The sequence below is a fragment of the Streptomyces sp. NPDC026589 genome, from assembly GCF_040638385.1.
Classification (GTDB): Bacteria; Actinomycetota; Actinomycetes; order Streptomycetales; family Streptomycetaceae; genus Streptomyces.
Window position 1 is genome coordinate 280,899 of sequence record NZ_JBEZYG010000009.1, and the last position, 21,883, is coordinate 302,781.

A 21,883-nucleotide genomic window follows, 5' to 3' on the forward strand; every position below is an offset into this window, starting at 1 on the left:
ATGACCACCGCCGAAACCACGGACACGACGACCACCACGGACACGACGACCACCGCCGACGCAGCGGAAGCGGCCGACGGCGCCGGAACCCTCGCCGGGGCGGGCGGCTTCGGGGCGGCGATCACCACCGCCTACAGCGACGCCCTCGCCGGGGTGTACGACGAGATCTACCCGAGCACGCCCGACCTCGACGACATCGGTACGTACCTGCTCACCCTCACCACACCCGGCGCGAGCGTCCTCGAACTCGGCGTCGGCACCGGCCGGGTGGCGCTCCCGCTCGCGGAGCGCGGCTTCGACGTCCACGGCGTCGAGTCCTCGGAGGGGATGCTGGCCCGTCTCGCGGAGAAGGACCCCGAGGGCCGGGTCACCCCGGTCCACGGCGACTTCTCCGGTCTCGATCTCGGTCGCACCTTCGACGTCGTCCTCGCCCCCTTCAACGTGCTGTGCTGCGCGATGGCGGTCGACGAGCAGATCGCGCTGACGCACGCGATGGCGCGGCACGTGGCGGCGGACGGGCACGTGGTGATCGAGACGTTCGACCCGAGCGACTACCACGTACAGAAGAAGAACGAGGTCAACACCTACCCGATCGGCGCGCGCGGGGCGCTCATCGAATCCGTGGGCGTGCTGCCCGCCTCGCAGAACATGATGCTCCAGAGCACGCTCCTCCTGGACGGCGACGCCCCCCGGTCCGCCACCACCGTGATGCGCTACCTGTGGCCGGGGGAGCTCGACCTGCTGGGCGCCATCGCCGGTCTGGAGCTGGTCGGCCGGTACGCGGGCTGGCGCGAGCAGCCCTTCGACGGGGGCGACAGCCGGAAGATGTGCGTGTCCGTGTTCCGGCCGCTGGCATGAGTCCGCACGCCGCGACCGCCACCGGCCCGGACACCGCCGCCGCGGGGCGGGTGAGCGTGCTCGCCAACGGACTGCGGGTGTGCGCGGAGGCCGTCCCGCAGTACGGGCGCGGCCTCGCCGCCGTCGCCCTGACCGTGGCGGCCGGCGGTGACGACGACCCCGTCGGGCGGCACGGCACGGCGCATCTCGTCGAGCACCTGATGTTCCCCCGCTCCGGCCCGGCCGGCGGAGACGGGGAGGGCCACGCGGCCCTGGTCGAGGGGGCGGGCGGGGTCTGCAACGCCGAGACCCACCGCGACCACACCGTCTTCCACACCACCGTCCCGGCCGACCTGCTGCCGGCCGTCCTGGCGGCGGAGGCACGCCGCCTGCTCGGCTTCGCGCCCACCCGGGACGTGATCCGCACCGAGACCGCCGTCATCGCCGAGGAGATCCGCGGGGCGGGGACCGGCGGCCGGTACTGGGAGGCGGCGCTGGACGGGCTCTACCCCGGGAGCAGGGACAGCTTCGGTACGGCCGCCGAGCTCGACGGCATCGGCGCCGACGAGGCCGAACGCTTCCAGCGCGACTACTACACACCCCGGCGGATGGTTCTGTCGGTCGTCGGGGACATCGATCCCGTACGCGTCACAGCGGCGGCGCACGCACTCTTCGCCCCGCTCGGGGCGTCCGCCCCGCACAGCGCCGGAGCACCCGCCGCGCGGCCCCGGCCGCCCGCTCCGGCCCCCGGCCCGCTCCCGGAGATCCGTACCGCTCCCCTGCCCGCCTCCGCGCCCGGTGTGGCGGTCGGGCACCGGCTCCCCGACCCGGTCGCCGAACGCCCCGCGTACCTTGCCCACGTCGTTCTGGCGCAGGTGCTCGGCCGGTCCCGGCTGCCGGCGGTGGCGCGGTCGGCGCGGGACGGGCACCGCCTCACCTCCGCGACCGTCACCTGCGGTTACCACGGCCAGTGGCTCGCCTCGGCCGCCCCCGACCTGACCCTCGCGGTGCTCGGCCGGGCGCCCGGCACCGACGTGGACGCGGCGGGCGGCGTCTGGCGGTCCGTCCTGCGGACGCTCGCGGACCGGCCGCCTTCCGAGACCGAGCACCGGCGGGCGGTGAACTCCCTGCTGGTCGCCGTCCACCGGCAGACCGACTCTCTCCCCACCCGCGCCGTCGCCCTCGGCCGTGCCGCCCTGCTCCTGCCGGGATCCGCCGGCCCCGACGGGCTCCCCGAGGAGCTGCGGGCGACGACCCCCGCCGAGGTGTCGGACGCGGCCCGCGTCCTGCTGGAGGGGCCCACCACCGTGACCGAACTCGTCGCCCGGGAAGGCACCGCCGGATGAACCGCACCACCGCAACCGTCCTGCCGACCGGGCTGCGCGTCCTCGCGACGCACGCCCCCGGCGCCCCGCTCGCGGAGCTGCGCCTCGTCATCCCCTACGCGCGCACCGAACCGGGCCTCGCCGCCGCCCAGGAGCTCCTCGCCGCCTGCCTCGGGACGGGCAGCCGGGACCGTACCCGTCAGGAGGTCGCCGACCGGGCCGCCGACCTCGGCGCCGAGTTCAGCACCGTCGTCACCGCCGAGTCCCTGATCCTCTCGGTCAGCGTGCTCGCGCCGGGCCTCCCCGGTGCGCTCGACCTGCTGGCCGAGCTGCTGACGCGCCCGCGGTACGAGGCGGGGGAGGTGGTCCTCGCCCAGCGCCGGGCGGCCGCCGCTCCCCGTGCCCCCGCGAGCCGCGTACGGCTGCGCCGTGCCGCGCTCGCGCACGGCTTCGGGCCGCACCCGCTGTCGTCCCGCTCCGGCGGTACCGCACCGCTCCTGGACGTCGTCTCCCTGCCGCCCGATGCCCTCGGAGCCCTGCACACGCGTGCCGTCGTGCCCGGCGGGTCGTCGCTCGTCGTGCTGGCGGACGCCGAGCCGGACACCGTGCTGCGCCTGGCCGGCGAGCGGCTCGGGCCCTGGACGGGGCGCCCGTCGGGTCTCACCCTCCCGCGCTTCACGCGTCAGGACCCCCGGCCGGGGCGGGTCAGGCTCGACGTCGTCGAGGGTGGCGGCGGGAGCGGCGGCGACGGCGGCGGCGCCTTTACGGCCGGACCCGGTGACCAGGCTCTCGTCCTGGCCGTCGGGCCCGCCGTCCCCACCGCCGACCCGGATCATGCCCCGTTCCACCTGGCCCAGCTGCTGTTGGGCGGCTACGCCTCCGCCCGGCTCGGCCGTCGTATCCGGGACCGGCACGGGCTCGCGTACGCGGTCTCCGCCCGCGTCCGCGAGAACGGGGCCGGCGGCTGGCTGGAGATCGAGTGCGCGGGAGCACCGGGAAGCGCGGACCGGATCGCCGGCGAGATCACCGGGTGCCTCCGGGAGCTCGCCGCCCGGGGCCCGTCCCCGGCGGAGGTGGACCGCGCCCGCGCCTACGCGACCGGCTTCACCCGCTTCGCCCTGGCGACCCGCGCCGAGGAGGCGAGCGCGCTGGCGGGCTTCGCCGCGGCGGGGCTGGAGCCGGACTGGCTCGACGGCTACCGGGACCGCCTCGCCGCCGTCACCCCCGCGCAGGTGGTGGCGGCCGCGCGTCGGCTGGACCCCGGTGGGGCGGTCATGGCGACGTACGACCCGGATGCCGTCCCGGCCGGGGCCCGGGCCCCGGCCGGCCTGCCTGCGTCCGCCCATGGCCTGCCTGCGTCCGCCCATGGCCTGCCTGCGTCCGCCCGGGGCCTGCCCGCCGAGGCCGACGGTCCTTCGACGCCGGGTGGGTTCCGCGAGATGTCCGGCGGGTCCGGTGAGACGCCGGGTGGGTCCCGCGAGATGTCTGGTGGGTCCGGTGAGATGCCCAGCGGGTCACGCGAGACGCCTGATGGGTTCCGCGAGATGTCCGGCGGGTCCCGCGAGATGCCCGCACTCCGCCGCGATCAGAAGGGTGACCCCCGGTGAACCCGGCCGTTCTCTACCCGCTCCAGCCAGACCACCCCGCACTGGTCGCCCCCTTCGCGGCGCTCGTCCGGCGCTCGGGGGCCCGACGCCTGTGGATGTGCCAGTCCTTCCGGGCCGAGACCCACCAGACGCTGGCCTATCTGGCGGGGGCGGGGCACACGGTCCCGGTCGGGACGAGCGTGACGCTGCTTCCGCTGCGTCATCCCTACGAGGCGGCGCTCCAGGCCCGGTCGCTGGCGCTGCTCACCGGCGAACCGGTCGTCGCGGGTTTCGGCATCGGCGACCCGGGCTTCGTGGCCGGGCTGACGGGGCGCGCCTACGACAGCCCGCGCACCGCGGTCCGCGACTACCTGAGGTCGGTACGCGCTCTCCTGGACGGCGAGCCGGTCGCGACCAGCGGCCCGTACCACCACCTCCACGGTTCCTTGCCGGAGCTTCCGCACGCTCCGCGGGTCGAGGTGGGCGCGGGGGTGCTCCGGCCCGGCATGGCGCGTACCGCTGGTGAGGTGGCGGACGTCGCCGTCACGTGGATGACGCCACCCGCCTACGTGGCGGGCACGCTGCGCCCGGCGCTCCAGGAGGGCGCGGCGGTGGCGGGCAGGCCGCGGGCCCCCCGCCTCGCGACCTCCGTCCACGTCGTCGTCGACCGGCCCGGCCGCGACGTCCGGGGCATGGCGCTCGCCGCGACCGCCGGCCATGTGGCGACGCCGCACTACGCGGCGATGCTCCGTGCCGCCGGACTGGACCTGGACCCGCACGACCCGGCGGGCACCGTGGACGCCCTGCTGCGCGACCGGGTGGTGGTGGCGGGGAGTCCCGAGGAGATCGCCGGCGCGCTCGACGCGTACCGGCGCGCCGGCGTGGACGAGGTGCTGCTCAACCCCACCGGGGTCCTGCTCGGCGAGGGTGTGCACGCGGCCGTGGCGGATCTTGAGGAGATCATCGGGGCCTGCCGCAGCTTCCTGCCGGACAGCCAGCAGGAAGCTGCGTCCGCCGGGCCGCCGGAGCGGCCCGGCGGCTGATTGGCTGAAGTCCCGCGGCGGAGACCCGGCAGGCGCGGTCCGATGCCGCCCGGCAGGCCGACGACTCCGGTCCGGGGCCGTGCGGTCCGGGGCCGCCGAGTTCCGTGGCCGCCCCGTTCCGTGGCCGCGCTCCGTGGCCGCGTGATCCGTATGGCCCTCCCCCTCCCCCCTCCCCTCTCCCTCCTCCCCCCTCCCTCCTCCCTCCTCACGACGACGGAACCCCCATGACCGAACAGCAGGACAGGACAGAACACGTGCGACCAGAGCACCCGCCCCGGACAGGCGGCAGCGTCGTCTTCTCCCACGTGACGAAGACGTTCGGCGGCCAGAGGGCACTCGACGACGTCAGCTTCGCGCTGCGGCCGGGCAAGGTCACCGGTCTGCTCGGCCCCAACGGCGCGGGCAAGAGCACGCTGCTGCGGATCCTGCTCGGGCTGGCCCGCCCCGACGCGGGGACCGCGCAGGTCCTGGGCGGGGAGCCGCTGTCCGCTCCGGAGCGGGCGCAACGGGTCGGCGTGGTCATGGACGCGATCGGCTTCCACCCGCGCGTGACGGTCCGCCGCCAGCTGGAGATCTCGGCCCGCTCCCTGGGGCTGTCGTCCTCGCGCATCGCCGAGGTGATCGAGCAGGTCGGTCTCGACGGCGCGGAGCGCAAGCGGGTGAAGGCGTGCTCCACCGGTATGCGACAGCGGCTCGCGCTCGCCGTCGCGCTGCTTCCCGATCCCGAACTCCTCATTCTGGACGAGCCGTTGAACGGCCTCGATCCGGACGGAATTCGCTGGATGCGCCGCCTCGTCGAGCGCTCCGCCGCCGATGGGCGGACCGTGCTGATCGCCAGTCACCTGCTGTCCGAGGTCGAGCAGAGCGTCGATGACGTGGTCGTGCTGCGCCGCTCGGTGCTGTTCACGGGTTCCCTCCAGGAGCTGGTGCGGCGCGGTGGGGGACGGCTGGAGGACGCCTACTTCGCACTCGTCGAGGGCGCGGGCGCCGCGTCCCGTTCGGAGGTCACCCATGCCTGAGGTCCTGCGTAACCAGCTCTCCGCGGAACTGCTCAAACTCCGCTCGGGCGTGGCGCTCACCGTGCTGCTTCTGGTCGCCCTGGTCTTCTGCGCACTGGGGCAGTTCGGCCTCGTGTACGCGGAGGCCGACCCCGCGTCCGCCGGGGCCGGACTCACCGGGAGCATCGTCGGCCTCGGCGCGTCCGCCGCCCTCTTCGCAGGGCTCTTCGGCGCCCTGCACGTCACCAACGAGTTCAGTTCCGGTGCGATCGGCCGCACGGTCCTGTACGCGCCCGGACGTTCCTCGGTCGTCGCCGCCAAGCTGCTGGCCACGGCCCTGTCCGGCCTGCTCTTCGGCGTCGCGGCGGTCGTGGGGGCCTTCGCCGTCGGCCGTACGGCCCTCGCGGCGAGGGGCGCCGATCTCGCCGTGGACGGGGCGACCTGGACGACCGCCGCCGCCGTCCTGACCATCTGCACCCTGGCCGGCCCGTGGGGCGCGGCGGTCGGTTTCGTCGTGCGCAGCCGGCTCGCCGCGGTTCTCGGCCTGGTCGTGTGGGGCACCCTCGGCCAGGTGCTGGTCCTCGGTCAGCTCCCGGAGGTGGGCCGGTTCCTTCCCGAGGGGGCGCAGTACGCCCTGCTCGGTGACACGTCGGCCTTCCCGGAAGCCCTGGCGGCCCCGTTCGGTCTGCTGCTGATCGTGGGGTGGACGGCGGCCGCGTCCCTCGTGGGCGGCCGGCTCTTCATCCGCCGCGACGTCTGAGGTTGCGGCACGCGTACGGCCGGACGCACCCCTGGCCGTTCCTCCGGGCAGTCGTGACGCACCCCTGGCCGTTCCTCCGGGCAGTCGTGACGCACCCCCCCCGCCGTGCCCCCGGGCAGCCGTGGTGGGCGCGGTCAGGCTCCCGGCTCGGGGTTGAGCGCGTGATCGGGGCCTGATTCCAGGATTCCGGATCGTGCGATCAGGTAGCCCAGCTGGGCCCGGCTGTTGCTGCCGAGCGCGACGCTGAGTTTGGCGATGTGCGAGCGGCAGGTGCGGACGTTCATGCCGAGGCGGCGGGCGATGGCCTCGTCGACGTGGCCCTCGACGAGCAGTTTGGCGATCGAATGTCTCACCCCGGAAATGCCGTCCGTCGTGGAGTCGTACGGAATCTGTTCCTGAAGGGGCACCGCGCGGTGCCAGAACTGTTCGAAGACCTTGGCGAGGTACTCCACGATGCCGGGGTGTCGCAGCTCAAGGGCTACGGTGCGGTCGTCGGTCGCCGGTATGAAGGCGACCGTGCGGTCGAAGATCATGAGGCGCTCTATCAGCTCCTCAAGTGTTCGGATCTCCACCTTGCTCTCGGCCATTCGGGCCGCGTAATTGAGGGTTCCATGGCTGTGGCGGACGGTGTGCTGATACAGAGTGCGCATGCCGACGCCACGTTCCGTGAGCATCTGGCCGCGTTCCATGGCGATGGTGAGCGCGTTCTCGCTGCGCCCGCCGCCCGGCTGAATGGTGAGGACTTCCGAACGGCACTCGGCGAGGGCGAGTTCGATCGATGCGTTGATGCGGCCGATGCCTTCGAGGACCGTAATGGCGTGTGTGGTCGGCGGCGCCTGGGCACTGATCGCCATGAAGGGTTCGAACGCCTCGGTGAGCTCCACCGAGAGCCGCCGTCGGTCCTGGATCTCCCGCTCGATCGGGTGGAGACGCTGCGTGAGCGCCGCGGACGGCGGCACCGGCCGTAGCCAGGTGGGGTCGTCGGGATCGGGATGGAGCAGGGCGAATTCCAGCAGGCACGGAGCGTCTTCCGCCTCGACGCGAGCTATTTTGCCCACACTCAGCGCACTGGCGTAGACCCGTGCTCCCTCGTCACACAAGGCACTAACCGAGTGGGGATGTACCGCTTTAGTGCTGTCTGTGGTCAATTCTCCACCCCCCAGGAACATGAATCAGCAGGAACATGATGCATCGCTTCTGTGGCGTTGACGTGCCTGGATGGGTCATCGTCTTGTTCTGCGGGGGAGAGGAAACCTTGGAAGTGAGGACGAAGCCCATCATGAGTAACAAAACGCTTCGCTCGGTGCTTGCTGTTGCCTTCTCCGTTGGGCTGACGACCGGGGCGCTGAGTGTTCTTGACCTCGTTGAGGGCGGCGTGACCCACGGTACGGCCGGCGCACAGGTGCAGGCAGCTCCGCCTCCGGACCTGGCCTGGGACTCCATGCCCGCACGGGCGACGGGGGCGGAAGCAGCCCCCGCGTCGCTGTCGGAGGACGCCCCTGCCACACGGGGCCGGGTATGAGCACCCCGCCGGACGATCGGACCTTCCGGCGCGAGATGGCAACCGCCTATCGCTCAGGGTGGCATTTCATCGATCTGCTCACGGCCCTCCCCCGCCGTGGCGACTCGTTGATGGTCACCCTGTTCGGAGAGCCGATCGTCGTGGTGATGGAAGAGGACGAGGACGTCCGCGCCTATCGCTGTCTCCGTCGGCCGCGCGGTGCGCCGCAGCCGGTCCGCTGTGCCGTCAGGTACGGCATGATCTTCGTCAATCTCGATCAGCGGGACCATGAGCTGTTCGACGCAGAACCACTTTCCGCCACCCCCCGCAGTGCCTGAGCGATTCCCCCGTCGTCACCTATCGCTCCGGCGCTTCCCCCACACAGCGGCGCCACCGTGACCTGAACACGGTGGCGCCGTTGTGCTGTTCCCGTACGGGGGCGGCGCCCGGGGAGCCGTGGGTCAGGCCTTGCCGAGCGCCCGGTCGAGGGTGATCTCGATGACGACCCGGGTCGGGTTGATCCGCGGGGCGCGGCCGTAGCGCGCCTCGTGACGGGCTTCCGCGTCCGCGACGGCCTCCGGCTCCGTGCGGATGACCGCGAGGCCCTCCAGGGTCGCCCAGCGGGCCCTGTCGATCTGGCAGACGGCCACGCGCGCCCCGCCGGGACCGGCGGCCCGGATGTTGGCGACCTTGCGGCTGCCCCCGTCGGTGATCACGCGCGCCACCCCGGCCTCCGGGTCGTACGTCACGCACACCGGCACCACGTGCGGCGTGCCGTCCGGGCGGGGGGTCGTCAGAGTGGAGAGGTGGCTCTCGCGCCAGAACGCGACGTATGCGGGAGTGGGGTGGTGTACGTCTGCCATGGGGGCAGCGTACGAGGCCGGTCTTCGGGTGCCCGCAGCGCGTGCGCGCAACGCCTTGAGTGGAATAGACTCAACTTTGTGTACGTTAATTGAGTCAACGAAGCACGTACGACCCACCAGCTGCGAGGAGGAGTAACCACACGTGGACGCCGAGCTGACCAACAAGAGCCGGGACGCCATCAACGCGGCCACCAGCAGGGCCGTGAAGGACGGGCACGCCGATCTGACCCCGGGGCACCTGCTCCTCGCGCTGCTGGAGGGTCAGGACAACGAGAACGTCATCGACCTGCTCGCCGCCGTCGAGGCCGACCAGGCCGCGGTGCGGGGCGGGACCGAGCGGCTGCTCGGGGGCCTGCCCAGCGTCACCGGCTCCACCGTCGCCCCGCCGGCGCCCAACCGCGAGCTGCTGGCCGTCATCCAGGACGCCGCCCAGCGGGCCCAGGAGCTGGGCGACGACTACATCTCCACCGAGCACCTGCTGATCGGCATCGCGGCCAAGGGCGGCCGTGCCGGTGAGATCCTCGACGGGCAGGGCGCCAGTGCGAAGAAGCTGCTGGCCGCTTTCGAGACGAGCAGGGGAGGGCGCCGGGTGACCACACCCGACCCGGAGGGCCAGTACAAGGCCCTGGAGAAGTTCGGCACCGACTTCACGGCCGCCGCGCGCGAGGGCAAGCTGGACCCGGTCATCGGCCGCGACCAGGAGATCCGCCGCGTCGTGCAGGTGCTGTCGCGCCGGACGAAGAACAACCCCGTGCTCATCGGTGAGCCCGGCGTCGGCAAGACCGCCGTCGTCGAGGGGCTCGCCCAGCGCATCGTCAAGGGCGACGTTCCCGAGAGCCTGAAGAACAAGCGGCTCGTCTCGCTGGACCTCGGCGCGATGGTCGCCGGCGCGAAGTACCGCGGCGAGTTCGAGGAGCGCCTGAAGACCGTCCTCTCCGAGATCAAGGAGAGCGACGGCCGGATCATCACGTTCATCGACGAACTGCACACCGTCGTCGGCGCGGGCGCCGGCGGCGACTCCGCCATGGACGCGGGCAACATGCTCAAGCCGATGCTGGCCCGCGGCGAGCTGCGCATGGTCGGCGCGACCACGCTCGACGAGTACCGCGAGCGCATCGAGAAGGACCCCGCCCTGGAGCGGCGCTTCCAGCAGGTGCTGGTCGCCGAGCCCTCCGTCGAGGACACCATCGCGATCCTGCGCGGGCTCAAGGGCCGCTACGAGGCCCACCACAAGGTGCAGATCGCGGACTCGGCGCTGGTGGCCGCCGCCACCCTCTCCGACCGCTACATCACCTCCCGCTTCCTCCCCGACAAGGCCATCGACCTCGTCGACGAGGCGGCCTCCCGGCTCCGGATGGAGATCGACTCCTCACCGCTGGAGATCGACGAACTCCAGCGCTCCGTCGACCGGTTGCGCATGGAGGAGCTGGCCCTCAAGAACGAGTCCGACCCCGCCTCCAAGCAGCGGCTGGAGAAGCTGCGCCGCGACCTCGCCGACAAGGAGGAGGAGCTGCGCGGCCTCAACGCCCGCTGGGAGAAGGAGAAGCAGGGCCTCAACCGGGTCGGTGAGCTGAAGGAGCGCCTCGACGAGCTGCGGGGCCAGGCCGAACGCGCCCAGCGCGACGGCGACTTCGACGCCGCCTCCAAACTGCTGTACGGGGAGATCCCGGGCCTGGAGAGGGAGTTGGAGGAGGCCGCGGAGGCGGAGCAGGAGGCATCCAAGGACACCATGGTCAAGGAGGAGGTCGGCCCGGACGACATCGCGGACGTCGTCGGCGCCTGGACCGGCATCCCGGCCGGGCGGCTGCTGGAGGGCGAGACCCAGAAGCTGCTGCGGATGGAGTCCGAGCTGGGCAAGCGGCTGATCGGGCAGAGCGAGGCCGTGCAGGCCGTGTCCGACGCCGTACGCCGCACGCGGGCGGGGATCGCGGACCCCGACCGGCCCACCGGGTCGTTCCTCTTCCTCGGGCCCACCGGCGTCGGCAAGACCGAGCTGGCCAAGGCGCTCGCGGACTTCCTGTTCGACGACGAGCGGGCCATGATCCGCATCGACATGAGCGAGTACGGCGAGAAGCACAGCGTCGCCCGCCTCGTCGGCGCCCCGCCCGGCTACGTCGGCTACGAGGAGGGCGGCCAGCTCACCGAGGCCGTCCGCCGCCGCCCGTACAGCGTCGTACTGCTGGACGAGGTCGAGAAGGCCCACCCCGAGGTCTTCGACGTCCTGCTCCAGGTCCTCGACGACGGCCGGCTCACCGACGGCCAGGGCCGCACGGTCGACTTCCGCAACACCATCCTCGTCCTCACCTCCAACCTCGGCTCCCAGTTCCTGATGGACCCCCTGGTCAAGCCCGAGGTCAAGAAGGAGCAGGTGCTGGACGTGGTGCGGGCCTCCTTCAAGCCGGAGTTCATCAACCGGCTCGACGACCTGGTGGTCTTCTCCGCCCTGTCCGGCGACGAGCTCACGCACATCGCCGGGCTCCAGATCGACCGGCTGGCGAAGCGCCTCGCCGACCGCAGGCTCACCCTGGAGGTCACGCCGGAGGCGCTGGCCTGGCTCGCCGAGGAGGGCAACGACCCGGCGTACGGGGCGCGGCCGCTGCGCCGGCTCATCCAGAGCGCGATCGGCGACCGGCTCGCCAAGGAGATCCTGTCCGGCGAGGTCCGCGACGGTGACACCGTACGGGTGGAGCGGACGGAGGACGGGCTGATCGTCGGCCCCGCCGCGTAACGGCCTCCCGGGCGGGACCGTAACCGTCGGTCACGGAGTGTCGCGGCCCGTCGGTGGAGGTCCGGCCCCTCCCCGGCCGACGCCCGGCGGTTCCCGTCCGTCCCCACGCGCTGTCTGTCAGCTTGTGGCGGATCGGGGCCGCCCGGGCTTGCCATGCCCCGCCCGCCATGGGAGAGGATGGCCGTACTCGTCACGAAGGGAAATAACGGTGAGCATCGATCCGTCCTCGATTCCTAATTTCGGGGGCCAGCCCGAACCGCAGGCGGCAGGACCGGAGGGCCCCGTCGTCCCTGACCAGGACCTCGTCAAGCAGCTCCTCGACCAGATGGAGCTGAAGTACGTCGTCGACGACGAGGGCGACCTCGCGGCGCCGTGGGAAGAGTTCCGGACGTACTTCATGTTCCGGGGCGAGGACGAGCAGCAGGTCTTCTCGGTCCGCACGTTCTACGACCGCCCCCACGACCTCGACCAGCGTCCCGTCCTGCTGGACGCCATCGACGACTGGAACCGCCGCACCCTGTGGCCCAAGGTCTACACCCACGCCCACGAGGGCGAGGAGGGCGAGGCGGGTTCCGTCCGGCTGATCGGTGAGGCGCAGATGCTCATCGGCACCGGCGTCAGCCTGGAGCACTTCGTCTCCTCGACGGTGAGCTGGGTCCGCGCCTCGATCGAGTTCGACAAGTGGCTCGTCGAGCGCCTCGGCATCGAGCCCGCCGAGGACAAGACGGAGGGCGAGGAGCCCGCGGGCGCCTGAACCCACGGTCCACGGCAGCGGCCCGGGCAAGCGGCCACCATGGCCGCCGCCCGGGCCGTCTCCGTGTTCAGCCCAGCCGGGCCAGGCGCTCCACCGCCTCCTCCAGGACCTCGTCCTTCTTGCAGAAGGTGAAGCGGACCTGGCTGCGGCCCGCCTCCGGATCGTCGTAGAAGACCGAGACCGGCACGGCCGCCACCCCGCAGCGCTCCGGGAGCGCGCGGCAGAAGGCGCCCGCGTCCTCGTCGCCGAACGGGGAGATGTCGGTGGTGATGAAGTACGTCCCCTCCGGCTCGTACACCCGGAAGCCCGCGGCGCGCAGCCCCTTCGCCAGCAGGTCCCGCTTGCGGCGCATGCCCTCCCGGAAGTCGGTGAAGAAGGCGTCGGGCAGGGCGAGCGCCTCGGCGATCGCGTACTGGAACGGGCCCCCGCTGACGAAGGTCAGATACTGCTTCGCCGCGCGGACGGCGGCCACCAGCGGCGCGTCCCCGGTGACCCAGCCGATCTTCCACCCGGTGTACGAGAACGTCTTGCCCGAGGAGGAGATCGACACCGTGCGCCCGCGCATCCCGGGGAGCGCGGCGATCGGGTGGTGCGCTCCCGCGAAGACCAGGTGCTCGTACACCTCGTCGGTGACCACCAGCAGATCGTGTTCCACCGCGAGGCCCGCGATCCCGGCCAGCTCGTCGGGGGTGAGCACCGCGCCGGTCGGGTTGTGCGGGGTGTTCAGGAGCAGCAGGCGGGTGCGCGGGGTGATCAGGGTACGCAGTTCGTCGAGGTCCGGGCGGAAGTCCGGGGCGCGCAGGGTGAGCGGTACGCGCTGCGCGCCCGCCATGGCGATGCAGGCGGCGTACGAGTCGTAGTACGGCTCAAAGGCGATGACCTCGTCGCCCGGTTCGAGGAGGGCGAGCAGCGAGGCGGCGATCGCCTCGGTGGCGCCGGTCGTCACCAGGACCTCCGTCTCCGGGGACCAGGTCAGGCCGTAGAAGCGTTCCTGGTGGGCGGCGACGGCGGTGCGCAGCTCCGGGACGCCGGGGCCCGGCGGGTACTGGTTGCCGTGCCCGGCGCGCAGCGCCCGGACCGCCGCCTCCTGGATCTCCTCGGGGCCGTCGGTGTCGGGGAAGCCCTGGCCGAGGTTGATGGAGCCGGTCCGCACCGCCAGCGCGGACATCTCCGCGAAGATCGTCGTGCCGAACGCGGCGAGGCGGCGGTTGAGCAGTGGCCGCCCTTCTGCCGGGGTTCCCTGGGTCGCTCGTCCCTGTGTCATGGGCGCCATCCTGGGCCGAAGCTCTGGAGTTGCTCAAGTCCGCTTTGGCGCGCGGAGAACCGGGGAATCCCCCTGTCACAACAACGGGGAAGCGGTGGGGGACCTCGCTTCGGGGGAAGGAAAGGCGGGTGGGGAGCATGAGCGTCTTCATCGCAGTGCTGGTTTCCGTGGTCGTCGTCGGAGCGCTGCTGGCCGGTCTGCGGGTCACCGGCGGGCGCGGACCGGCCAAGCCGCGCGTCGGGCGCCGGCGCTCCGCGAGCGGAGCCTCGGCCGACGGCGGGGGCGGCTCCGGCGGCTGGTGGTCGGGGGGCGACTCCGGCGGCGACGGCTCCGGCGGGCACTCCTGCGGCGGCGGTTCGTCGTGCGGGGGCGGCGGGGGCGGCGGGGGCGGCTGTGGTGGGGGCGGCAGCTGACCGGGCCGCCGGTGCACAGTCACCGAAAGTGACATGACGCCGGGCGTCCGGGGGGAGTGAACTCCCTCCGGGCGCTCTTTTGTTGAGCGAGGCGGATCTGTCGAGCGACGCGGATTCGTTGAGCGACGCGGATTCGTTGAGCGACGCGGATTCGTTGAGCGGCGCGGACGTTTTTGGTTGAACAAGTGAACCGGTGGGCCCCCGGGGGGATGGAAACCACGGCAAGTTGGGCGAAAGCGCTGTGAGTGGGCGTACTTCGTGATTCCCTCGTTGAAGAGAACAATCAGCCCTCGGACCCCAGTCGGACCAGATCGGGCGCTCCCCACCTCCCACGTGCGGCAACTCGGGGCGTCCTGCTGTCCATGTGTCCATGCGTGTTTGCGGAGCCCACCCATGCTCACCACCCTCCAGACGGCCTATTCCGATACCCGCGCCGCCGACCTGGCCTGGATGCTGGGGCGGGAGCCGCTGCCCGCCCTGGCGGTCCTCGATCTCCAGCTCGGCGGCGCCGAACTCCAGTTGAGGCTGCTCGGCGCCTCCCATCAGGTCCTTCTCCAGGAGGACCGCGGCGTCTGCTCCGAGACCGTGGCCTGTATGCCCGGCAGCAGCACCCCCCTGCCCCTCGGCGTCGCGAAGCGGCTCGGGGACTGGGAGTACGAATTCGCGGCGCGCGTCGAGACCCTGACGCAGGGCCAGTTCGCCGGGCGGGCACAGGAGTTGCTCGCCCTGGTGAGTGACCATCCGCACGGACTGGTGGGCACCTTCCCCGGCAGTCCGTACGCCTTCACCGCGATGCTCGCCCAGCGCACCGAGGGCCAGGTGCGGTGGCGCACCTGGCACGCGTACCCGCAGGAAGGGCAGTTGGTGGTGACCCGGACCAGGGTGGGGGTGCGGATTCCCGCCCCCGCGGCCTGACCGGCAGGGGCACGGGACTCCGGCGCTCGCGGTCCGACCGGTAGGGGCACGGGACTCCGGCGCTCGCGGTCCGACCGGCAGCGGCACTTACACCCGTGTGGGTGACAGGCTGCGCTCGTGCGGTGACGTAGCGTTCGCATCATGATCGACCAGCAGATACCGCTGCGAGGGGGCGCGGCGCGGCTTCCCGTACGGCCGAGGACCGGCCGGTTCCTCGTGCTGGCCGCGGTCTTCGTCTGCGCCGCCTGCGGTCTCGTCTACGAGCTCGAACTGGTCGCCCTCGCCTCCTACTTGATCGGCGATTCGGTCACCCAGGCCTCCGTCGTGCTCTCCGTGATGGTGTTCGCGATGGGCATCGGGTCCCTTCTCGCGAAACGTTTGCGCTGCCGCGCCGCCGTCGGTTTCGGGATGGTCGAGGCGGCCCTCGCACTGATCGGCGGCTCCTCCGCGCTGGTGCTCTACGCCTCGTTCGCCTGGCTCGGCGACTCGCAGTACGCGCTGGTCGGGTTCTCGCTGGCGATCGGGGTGCTGATCGGCGCGGAGATCCCGCTGCTGATGACGTTGATCCAGCGCGTCGACCGGCAGGACGCGGGCGGTGCCGTCGCCGATCTCTTCGCCGCCGACTACGTGGGCGCGCTGGTCGGCGGGCTCGCGTTCCCGTTCCTGCTGCTGCCGGTGCTGGGGCAGCTGACCGGTGCGCTGTTCACCGGCGCGGTCAACGCGGCGGCGGGTGGCGCGCTGGTCCTGTGGGTGTTCCGGCGCGACCTCACCTCCCGTTCCCGGTGGCTCCTCGTCCTGGTCAACGGCGCGGTGATCGCGGTGCTGGCCACGGCCACGGTGCTGGTCGACGACTTCGAGCGGGCGGCGCGGCGCGCGGTCTACGGGGGCCAGGTGCGCGTCGCCGTGCAGACCGGGGTGCAGGAGGTCGTCCTGACCGGCACCGACCGTGATTCCCTCGACCTCTATCTGGACGGCCGGCTACGGGTCAGCGCCCGCGACGAGTACCGCTACCACGAGGCGCTGGTGCACCCCGCCATGAACGGGCCCCGCGCCCGCGTGCTCATCCTGGGCGGCGGCGACGGTCTGGCCGCCCGCGAGATGCTGCGTTACGAGGACGTCCGCTCGGTCACCGTCGTCGAGCTGGACCCGGCCGTCACCCGACTGGCCCGCACGGACCCCGCGCTCTCCGAGCTGAACGACCACGCCTTCCGCGACCCGCGCGTCTCGGTGGTCCGGGCGGACGCTTTCACCTGGCTCCGGGCCGACCGGGGACGCTACGACGTGGTGGTCTCCGACCTTCCGGACCCGGGCATCACCGCCAGTACGAAGCTGTACTCCGCCGAGTTCTACGGGCTGGTCGCGGAGGCCCTGGCCCCGGACGGGCGGCTCGTGGTGCACGCCGGGCCGCTGGGCGCCCGGCCGGGGACCTTCTGGACGGTGGAGGCCTCGGTGCGCGCGGGCGGCCTCGCGACACGCCCGTACCGCGTCACCGGCCGGTACACGGGCCTCGCCGCGGGCCCGGACCGGGGCGGCGGCGAGGGCCGGGAGCGGGAGGACTGGGGCTTCCTCCTCGCCGGACCGGGCGTGGCTCCGCGGCTCGCCCTGGCCGCCGACGGGCCCGTACCGCGGTCGCTGGGCGCCCGGGAGCTGCGCGAGGGGGCGCGGGCGGCGGACGAAGCCCGGCTTCCCGGGCTGATTCCGTCGACGCTGATCCACCCGCGGTACTGGGAGGACGTGTGAGCGCGCCCGGGGGCACGCCCGGGGGGCACGCACAGGGGCCTCCCCGGCGTGCGGCCCGGCGTGCGGGCCCGGCGTGCGGGCCCGGCGTGCGGGCCCGGCTTTCGGCGGGCGGAAGCGCTGACGTCCGGGCCGGGGCCGATTAGGCTCGGTTGCCATGGAGCATGAGGTGTTCGTTCCGGTTCCCGTCCCGACCCTGCTGCGCACGCTGAGCGATCCCGCCCGGGTCGCTCGCTGCGTCCCCGGCCTCCAGCAGGACGCCGACGCGTCGGCGTCGCCCCTGGCGGGCCGGCTGAAGCTGAGGGCCGGCGGCCACACCATCACCTACCGGGGCGAGCTGCGGCTCACCGGCCCGGAGGAGCCCGGCGGTTCGGGCGGGCAGCGCTTCTCGGTGACCGGGCGGGGTGTCGAGGCCCGGGGCGCCGGTGCGGTCGAGCTGGCTCTGACCATCGGCCTCACGGAGGCGGACGGCGGGACGGCGCTCGCCTACAGCGGCACCGCGATCGGGGACGGGCGGCTGGTCGAGCTGGCGGAGGGCGCCGCGCTCGCGGCCGCGCACCGGCTCCTGGACCGTTTCACCCAGCAGCTGGTGACGGAGTCGCTGGCGGTGCGGGACGCGGACGCGGGTGAGGTCGAGGGTGAGGGCCTGGACGGCGACGGCGCGGTGGTCGCCGAGGGGCTCTCGGGCGATGAGGACGCGGCCGAGGGGGACGGGGACGGAGGCGTTGGGAACGGAGGCGGTTCTTCCGGGGCCGGGGCAGGGGCCGGGGCCGGGGCCGGGGCGGAGGCCGAGGGCGGCGAGCCCGGGGCGGAGGAATCCGGGTCCGTGTTCGACTCGCCCGTACCGCCGCCCTCGCTCGACCCCGTCGCCGGCGTGGAGTTCACCGTTCCGGACGAACCGCCCGCCGAGGCCGCACACGCCCGCCGCACCATGATCGGGCGCAGCGCCGAGGAGGTCGACCACGCGCCCCCTCGGGGCCGCTACGCCCCCGTGCCCTCCCCGGAGGCCGGCGGTGCGAGCACCACCCTGCGGTGGGTCGCCCCCGCCGCCGCCCTCGCGCTCGCCTCCGCCGTGGTGCTGAGCCGGGCGCTGCGACGCCGGAGGTAGCGGTCGCCGGTGGCGACGGTCACCGGTGGGATGGTCAACGGTGGCGGCGGGCGCCGGAGGTGGAGCGGGCCAGTAGGGTCGTCGGGTGAGCAGGAGCGAAGAGAACGTCAGGCTGACCGTCGGCGAAGCCGAGTTGACCGTCGACCCCGGGCACGGCTGCCGGATCAGCAGCCTGCGGATCGGGGGCGCCGAGCTGCTCCGCCAGGGCGAGCGGTACGGCTGCTTCCCGATGGTGCCCTGGTGCGGGCGGACCGGGAACGGGGAGTTCCGCAACGGCGACGAGCTCCACCGGCTGCCGCTCAACTCCCCGCCGCACGCCATCCACGGCACGGGCCGCGACACCTCCTGGGAGCCGGCGTTCACGGCCGCCGACCTGGAGGAGGGGCGGGCCGCGTTCTACTACGACCTCGCCGAGCCCTGGCCGTACCGGGGCCGGGTGACGCAGACCTTCGAGCTGACCGGGGACGCGCTGACGCTGGGCCTCGCCGTCGAGACGTCACGCGACTCCTTCCCGGCCCAGGCCGGCTGGCACCCCTGGTTCCGCCGCACCCTCGACGGCGTGGCCGCCGAGCTCTCCTTCGACGCCGCCTGGCAGGAGGAACGCGGTGCGGACCATCTGCCCACCGGCCGTCGCATCGACCCCCTGCCCGGTCCGTGGGACGACTGCTTCGGCATGCCCGACGGCGTGGACGTGAAGCTCACCTGGCCGGAGCGGCTGGAGCTGACGGTGAAGAGCCGCAGCGAGTGGGTGGTCGTCTACGACGAGCAGGACGAGGCCGTCTGCGTCGAGCCGCAGTCCGGGCCGCCGAACGGGCTGAACACCGCGCCCCGGCTGGTGACCCCGATCGACCCGCTGGAGATGACGACGACCTGGAGCTGGGCGCGGCTCTGAGCCGGTGCCCGGCGGTGGGCCGGTGCGGTACCGCTTACCCTCGTGGTCATGACTGACGTACGCGCTGACCTGCTCCAGCAGATCAAGGACAAGGCCGTGGTGCACGGCAAGGTGACCCTCTCCTCGGGGCTGGAAGCCGACTGGTACATCGACCTGCGCCGGATCACGCTGGACGGCAAGGCCGCGCCGCTGGTCGGCCAGGTCATGCTCGACGCCACCGCCGAGCTGGACTACGACTGCGTCGGCGGGCTGACCCTGGGCGCCGACCCGGTCGCCACGTCGATGCTGCACGCCTCCGCCGCCCGCGGCGAGAGCCTGGACGCCTTCGTCGTCCGCAAGGCGCAGAAGGCGCACGGGATGCAGCGCCGGATCGAGGGCACCGATGTGAAGGGCCGCCGCTGCCTGGTCGTCGAGGACACCTCGACGACGGGTGGTTCGCCGCTGACCGCCGTCGAGGCGGTGCGCGAGGCGGGCGGCGAGGTCGTCGCCGTCGCCGTGATCGTCGAGCGCGGTGCCGCCCCGGCCATCGCCGAGGCCGGTCTGCCGTACATCCACGTCTACTCGGTGGCCGACCTCGACCTGGGCTGAGCGGCCGCGCGGCAGCCTCTGCGCCCGTGGCGCACGGTTTCACGTGAAACAGGGTCCGCCGAGTGGAGCCGGATGAGGAGTCTGGGAAGATGGGGGCGACGATGACGTCGCCCCCAGGTCAGGGACTCACAGCCTGCACACCCGCACATCCCAAGGAGCGGTCAGATGCCCATCGCAACCCCCGAGGCGTACGCCGAGATGCTCGACCGGGCAAAGGCGGGCAAGTTCGCCTACCCGGCCATCAACGTCACCTCGACCCAGACCCTGCACGCCGCCCTGCGCGGTTTCGCGGAGGCCGAGAGCGACGGCATCGTCCAGATCTCCACCGGCGGTGCGGAGTTCCTGGGCGGCCAGTACAACAAGGACATGGTCACGGGCGCGGTCGCCCTGGCGGAGTTCGCGCACATCGTCGCCGCGAAGTACGACGTCACCATCGCGCTGCACACGGACCACTGCCCCAAGGACAAGCTGGACGGTTACGTACGTCCGCTGCTCGACGTCTCCGCGGAGCGCGTCGCCAAGGGTCTGAACCCGCTGTTCCAGTCCCACATGTGGGACGGCTCGGCCGAGACCCTCGCCGACAACCTGGCCATCGGCCAGGAGCTGCTGGCCAAGGCCGCCGCCGCCAGGATCATCCTTGAGGTCGAGATCACCCCGACCGGCGGTGAGGAGGACGGCGTCACGCACGAGATCAACGACGAGCTGTACACGACCGTCGACGACGCGCTGCGCACCGCCGAGGCGCTCGGCCTGGGCGAGAAGGGCCGCTACCTGCTGGCCGCCTCCTTCGGCAACGTCCACGGCGTCTACAAGCCGGGCAACGTCGTGCTCCGTCCCGAGCTGCTGAAGGACCTCCAGGCGGGCGTCTCCGAGAAGTACGGCAAGCCGGCCGGCAGCCAGCCGTTCGACTTCGTCTTCCACGGCGGCTCGGGCTCCACCGCCGAGGAGATCGCCACCGCGCTGGAGAACGGCGTCGTGAAGATGAACCTCGACACCGACACCCAGTACGCCTTCACCCGCCCGGTCGTGGACCACGTGTTCCGCAACTACGACGGTGTCCTGAAGGTCGACGGCGAGGTCGGCAACAAGAAGACCTACGACCCCCGTACCTGGGGCAAGGCCGCCGAGGCGGGCATGGCCAAGCGCGTCACCGAGGCGTGCGGCCACCTGCGCTCCACGGGTACGAAGCTGAAGTAATCACTCGTCCGCACGGACGTACGGACGTACGGACGCACGCACGGTGTCGGGCCCGGTCCTCCTTCAGGGGGCCGGGCCCGCTGCCGTGCCGTGGCAGGCCGTGCCAGAAGAGAGAAGAGGCCCCGCTGTGGGTGCGACTTACGATTTCGACACCGTCGTCGACCGCCGGGGTACCTGGTGCGTCCAGTGGGACGGGGTCGCTGACCGGTTCGGGGTCGACGGGCTGCTGCCGTTCACCATCTCCGACATGGACTTCGCCACGGCCCCCGAGGTCCTGGCCGCGCTCCGGGACCGCCTGGAACACGGGGTGTTCGGCTACACCACCTGGCAGCAGGACGACTTCCGCTCCGCGATAGCCCACTGGTACGCGACCCGGTATGACACCACGATCGACACCGGGCAGCTGGTCTACGGTCCGTCCGTGCTCAACCAGCTCTCCCAGCTGCTCCGGATGTGGACGGGTGAAGGGGACGGCGTCGTCGTCCACACCCCCACGTACGACGGCTTCCGCAAGGCGATCACCGGGCTCGGGCGCGAGCTGCGGGGGGTGCCGGTGGGGGACGAGGAGGCGCTGGAGCGCGAGCTGTCGCGGGCGGACGCGAAGGTGCTGGTCCTGTGCTCGCCGCACAACCCGACGGGGCGGGTGTGGACGGCCGACGAGCTGGCCCGGACGGCGGAGCTCGCGGAGCGGCACGGGGTCGCGGTGATCAGTGACGAGATCCACGCGGACTTCGTACACGAGGAGCAGGTGGGGCGTGGCCATGTGCCGTGGACGCGGGTGGCGGGCGCCGGGCGCTGGGCCCTCATCTCCTCCGGGTCGAAGGCGTTCAACTTTCCGGCGCTGACCGGTTCGTACGGGCTGATCGGCGATCCGGCGGACCGGGCGGAGTATGTGCGCCGGATGGAGACGGGGGAGGGGCTTGCGTCGCCGGCCGTTCTGTCGTTGACCGCGCACATCGCGGCGTACCGGGAGGGGGCGGCGTGGCTGGACGCGGTACGGGCGTATGTGGCGGGGAACCTCGGTTACGTCGCGGAGCGGCTGGGCGAGGCCTTCCCCGAGCTGGGGTGGGCGCCGCCGCAGGCCGGGTACCTGGCCTGGATCGACCTGCGGCCGCTGGGGGTGGACGACGCCGCGTTGCAGCGGGTGCTGGTGGAGCGGGAAGGGGTGGCGATCATGGGGGGCGCCGTTTACGGGGCGCCCGGGTTCGTCCGGCTGAACGTGGGGTGCCCTCGGGAGAAGGTGGTGCGGGGGGTGTCGGCGTTGGTGCGGGCGGTGGGGGCCGTGCGGTAGGGGGGTTCGGGGGCGCCGCCCCCGGGCCCCCGTTGCGGGGGCCGATCGGACGAGGACACGTCTGAAGTCCAGGCACGCATAGG

Annotated in this window: 20 protein-coding genes; 17 read left to right on the forward strand and 3 right to left on the reverse strand. The window is 72.7% G+C overall.

Going from position 1 to position 21,883, the window contains the following annotated elements:
* The 6 genes from AB0F29_RS18285 to AB0F29_RS18310 all read left to right on the forward strand — a co-directional run bounded on the left by AB0F29_RS18285 (position 1) and on the right by AB0F29_RS18310 (position 6,549).
* On the forward strand, positions 1 to 858 hold the full coding sequence (locus tag AB0F29_RS18285; protein ID WP_361873218.1) for a class I SAM-dependent methyltransferase: 858 nt from the start codon (positions 1 to 3) through the stop codon (positions 856 to 858).
* Positions 855 to 2,183, forward strand: a complete 1,329-nt coding sequence (locus AB0F29_RS18290) for an insulinase family protein (protein ID WP_361873220.1) — start codon at positions 855 to 857, stop codon at positions 2,181 to 2,183. Before AB0F29_RS18285 ends, AB0F29_RS18290 begins: the two co-directional genes overlap by 4 nt.
* A complete protein-coding gene (locus AB0F29_RS18295) occupies positions 2,180 to 3,769 on the forward strand; it encodes an insulinase family protein (RefSeq protein ID WP_361873222.1) in 1,590 nt (529 codons plus the stop codon). Before AB0F29_RS18290 ends, AB0F29_RS18295 begins: the two co-directional genes overlap by 4 nt.
* Positions 3,766 to 4,791: a F420-dependent peptide dehydroalanine reductase LxmJ gene (gene lxmJ, locus AB0F29_RS18300; RefSeq protein ID WP_361873224.1), complete on the forward strand. Its 1,026-nt coding sequence runs from the start codon at positions 3,766 to 3,768 to the stop codon at positions 4,789 to 4,791. Before AB0F29_RS18295 ends, lxmJ begins: the two co-directional genes overlap by 4 nt.
* 254 nt (positions 4,792 to 5,045) lie before the next feature.
* On the forward strand, positions 5,046 to 5,810 hold the full coding sequence (locus AB0F29_RS18305; protein ID WP_361873226.1) for an ATP-binding cassette domain-containing protein: 765 nt from the start codon (positions 5,046 to 5,048) through the stop codon (positions 5,808 to 5,810).
* Positions 5,803 to 6,549: an ABC transporter permease gene (locus AB0F29_RS18310; protein ID WP_361873228.1), complete on the forward strand. Its 747-nt coding sequence runs from the start codon at positions 5,803 to 5,805 to the stop codon at positions 6,547 to 6,549. The genes AB0F29_RS18305 and AB0F29_RS18310 overlap by 8 nt, the downstream gene beginning before the upstream one ends.
* Before the next feature lie 134 nt (positions 6,550 to 6,683).
* On the opposite strand, the gene AB0F29_RS18315 is transcribed toward AB0F29_RS18310, so the two are convergent.
* Entirely contained in the window at positions 6,684 to 7,718 is a 1,035-nt protein-coding gene (locus AB0F29_RS18315; protein ID WP_361873230.1) for a helix-turn-helix transcriptional regulator, read from the reverse strand.
* Between the two features lie 349 nt (positions 7,719 to 8,067).
* On the opposite strand from AB0F29_RS18315, the gene AB0F29_RS18320 reads away from it, so the two are divergent.
* Entirely contained in the window at positions 8,068 to 8,388 is a 321-nt protein-coding gene (locus AB0F29_RS18320) for a hypothetical protein (protein WP_003967571.1), read from the forward strand.
* Positions 8,389 to 8,511: 123 nt separating this feature from the next.
* On the opposite strand, the gene AB0F29_RS18325 is transcribed toward AB0F29_RS18320, so the two are convergent.
* Positions 8,512 to 8,913 (reverse strand): TIGR03618 family F420-dependent PPOX class oxidoreductase, encoded by a 402-nt coding sequence (locus AB0F29_RS18325; RefSeq protein ID WP_265600373.1) that lies wholly within the window; start codon positions 8,911 to 8,913, stop codon positions 8,512 to 8,514.
* 142 nt (positions 8,914 to 9,055) lie between these two features.
* On the opposite strand from AB0F29_RS18325, the gene clpB reads away from it, so the two are divergent.
* Together clpB and AB0F29_RS18335 are read left to right on the forward strand one after the other, a co-directional pair.
* Positions 9,056 to 11,641 carry an ATP-dependent chaperone ClpB gene (clpB, locus tag AB0F29_RS18330; protein WP_361873233.1) on the forward strand — a complete coding sequence of 862 codons (2,586 nt, stop codon included), beginning with the start codon at positions 9,056 to 9,058 and terminating at the stop codon, positions 11,639 to 11,641.
* A gap of 208 nt (positions 11,642 to 11,849) precedes the next feature.
* A complete protein-coding gene (locus AB0F29_RS18335; RefSeq protein ID WP_361873235.1) occupies positions 11,850 to 12,395 on the forward strand; it encodes a YbjN domain-containing protein in 546 nt (181 codons plus the stop codon).
* Positions 12,396 to 12,462: 67 nt separating this feature from the next.
* Here the strand turns inward: AB0F29_RS18335 and AB0F29_RS18340 are convergent, their stop codons facing one another.
* Positions 12,463 to 13,659, reverse strand: a complete 1,197-nt coding sequence (locus tag AB0F29_RS18340) for a pyridoxal phosphate-dependent aminotransferase (protein ID WP_361873237.1) — start codon at positions 13,657 to 13,659, stop codon at positions 12,463 to 12,465.
* A gap of 137 nt (positions 13,660 to 13,796) precedes the next feature.
* Between AB0F29_RS18340 and AB0F29_RS18345 the strand changes: the two genes are divergently transcribed.
* From AB0F29_RS18345 to AB0F29_RS18380, 8 genes are all read left to right on the forward strand, one after another.
* Entirely contained in the window at positions 13,797 to 14,072 is a 276-nt protein-coding gene (locus AB0F29_RS18345) for a hypothetical protein (protein ID WP_361873239.1), read from the forward strand.
* Positions 14,073 to 14,465: 393 nt separating this feature from the next.
* The gene (locus tag AB0F29_RS18350) at positions 14,466 to 14,987 is read left to right on the forward strand and encodes a DUF2617 family protein (RefSeq protein ID WP_361873241.1); all 522 of its coding nucleotides are present in this window, start codon (positions 14,466 to 14,468) and stop codon (positions 14,985 to 14,987) included.
* 141 nt (positions 14,988 to 15,128) lie between these two features.
* Complete coding sequence (locus tag AB0F29_RS18355) at positions 15,129 to 16,727, forward strand: polyamine aminopropyltransferase (protein ID WP_361873243.1); 1,599 nt, start codon at positions 15,129 to 15,131, stop codon at positions 16,725 to 16,727.
* Positions 16,728 to 16,881: 154 nt separating this feature from the next.
* Positions 16,882 to 17,832, forward strand: coding sequence for an SRPBCC domain-containing protein (locus tag AB0F29_RS18360; protein ID WP_361873245.1), 951 nt, complete (start codon positions 16,882 to 16,884; stop codon positions 17,830 to 17,832).
* 85 nt (positions 17,833 to 17,917) lie between these two features.
* Positions 17,918 to 18,724 carry an aldose 1-epimerase gene (locus AB0F29_RS18365; protein ID WP_361873247.1) on the forward strand — a complete coding sequence of 269 codons (807 nt, stop codon included), beginning with the start codon at positions 17,918 to 17,920 and terminating at the stop codon, positions 18,722 to 18,724.
* A gap of 48 nt (positions 18,725 to 18,772) precedes the next feature.
* Positions 18,773 to 19,312: an orotate phosphoribosyltransferase gene (gene pyrE, locus AB0F29_RS18370; protein ID WP_359615924.1), complete on the forward strand. Its 540-nt coding sequence runs from the start codon at positions 18,773 to 18,775 to the stop codon at positions 19,310 to 19,312.
* Positions 19,313 to 19,477: 165 nt separating this feature from the next.
* A complete protein-coding gene (gene fbaA, locus AB0F29_RS18375; protein ID WP_018960921.1) occupies positions 19,478 to 20,509 on the forward strand; it encodes a class II fructose-bisphosphate aldolase in 1,032 nt (343 codons plus the stop codon).
* A 127-nt stretch (positions 20,510 to 20,636) separates the two neighbouring features.
* The gene (locus AB0F29_RS18380; protein ID WP_361873250.1) at positions 20,637 to 21,800 is read left to right on the forward strand and encodes a MalY/PatB family protein; all 1,164 of its coding nucleotides are present in this window, start codon (positions 20,637 to 20,639) and stop codon (positions 21,798 to 21,800) included.
* Positions 21,801 to 21,883 lie beyond the last annotated feature (83 nt).

Excerpts from the sequence above, each read along its gene's own strand:
- AB0F29_RS18285 (WP_361873218.1), top strand. The coding sequence starts at position 1 with ATGACCACCGCCGAAACCACGGACACGACGACCACCACGGACACGACG.
- AB0F29_RS18290 (WP_361873220.1), top strand. The coding sequence starts at position 855 with ATGAGTCCGCACGCCGCGACCGCCACCGGCCCGGACACCGCCGCCGCG.
- AB0F29_RS18295 (WP_361873222.1), top strand. The coding sequence starts at position 2,180 with ATGAACCGCACCACCGCAACCGTCCTGCCGACCGGGCTGCGCGTCCTC.
- AB0F29_RS18310 (WP_361873228.1), top strand. The coding sequence starts at position 5,803 with ATGCCTGAGGTCCTGCGTAACCAGCTCTCCGCGGAACTGCTCAAACTC.
- AB0F29_RS18315 (WP_361873230.1), bottom strand. The coding sequence starts at position 7,718 with ATGTTCCTGGGGGGTGGAGAATTGACCACAGACAGCACTAAAGCGGTA.
- AB0F29_RS18320 (WP_003967571.1), top strand. The coding sequence starts at position 8,068 with ATGAGCACCCCGCCGGACGATCGGACCTTCCGGCGCGAGATGGCAACC.
- AB0F29_RS18325 (WP_265600373.1), bottom strand. The coding sequence starts at position 8,913 with ATGGCAGACGTACACCACCCCACTCCCGCATACGTCGCGTTCTGGCGC.
- AB0F29_RS18340 (WP_361873237.1), bottom strand. The coding sequence starts at position 13,659 with ATGACACAGGGACGAGCGACCCAGGGAACCCCGGCAGAAGGGCGGCCA.
- AB0F29_RS18345 (WP_361873239.1), top strand. The coding sequence starts at position 13,797 with ATGAGCGTCTTCATCGCAGTGCTGGTTTCCGTGGTCGTCGTCGGAGCG.
- AB0F29_RS18350 (WP_361873241.1), top strand. The coding sequence starts at position 14,466 with ATGCTCACCACCCTCCAGACGGCCTATTCCGATACCCGCGCCGCCGAC.
- AB0F29_RS18355 (WP_361873243.1), top strand. The coding sequence starts at position 15,129 with ATGATCGACCAGCAGATACCGCTGCGAGGGGGCGCGGCGCGGCTTCCC.
- AB0F29_RS18360 (WP_361873245.1), top strand. The coding sequence starts at position 16,882 with ATGGAGCATGAGGTGTTCGTTCCGGTTCCCGTCCCGACCCTGCTGCGC.
- pyrE (WP_359615924.1), top strand. The coding sequence starts at position 18,773 with ATGACTGACGTACGCGCTGACCTGCTCCAGCAGATCAAGGACAAGGCC.
- fbaA (WP_018960921.1), top strand. The coding sequence starts at position 19,478 with ATGCCCATCGCAACCCCCGAGGCGTACGCCGAGATGCTCGACCGGGCA.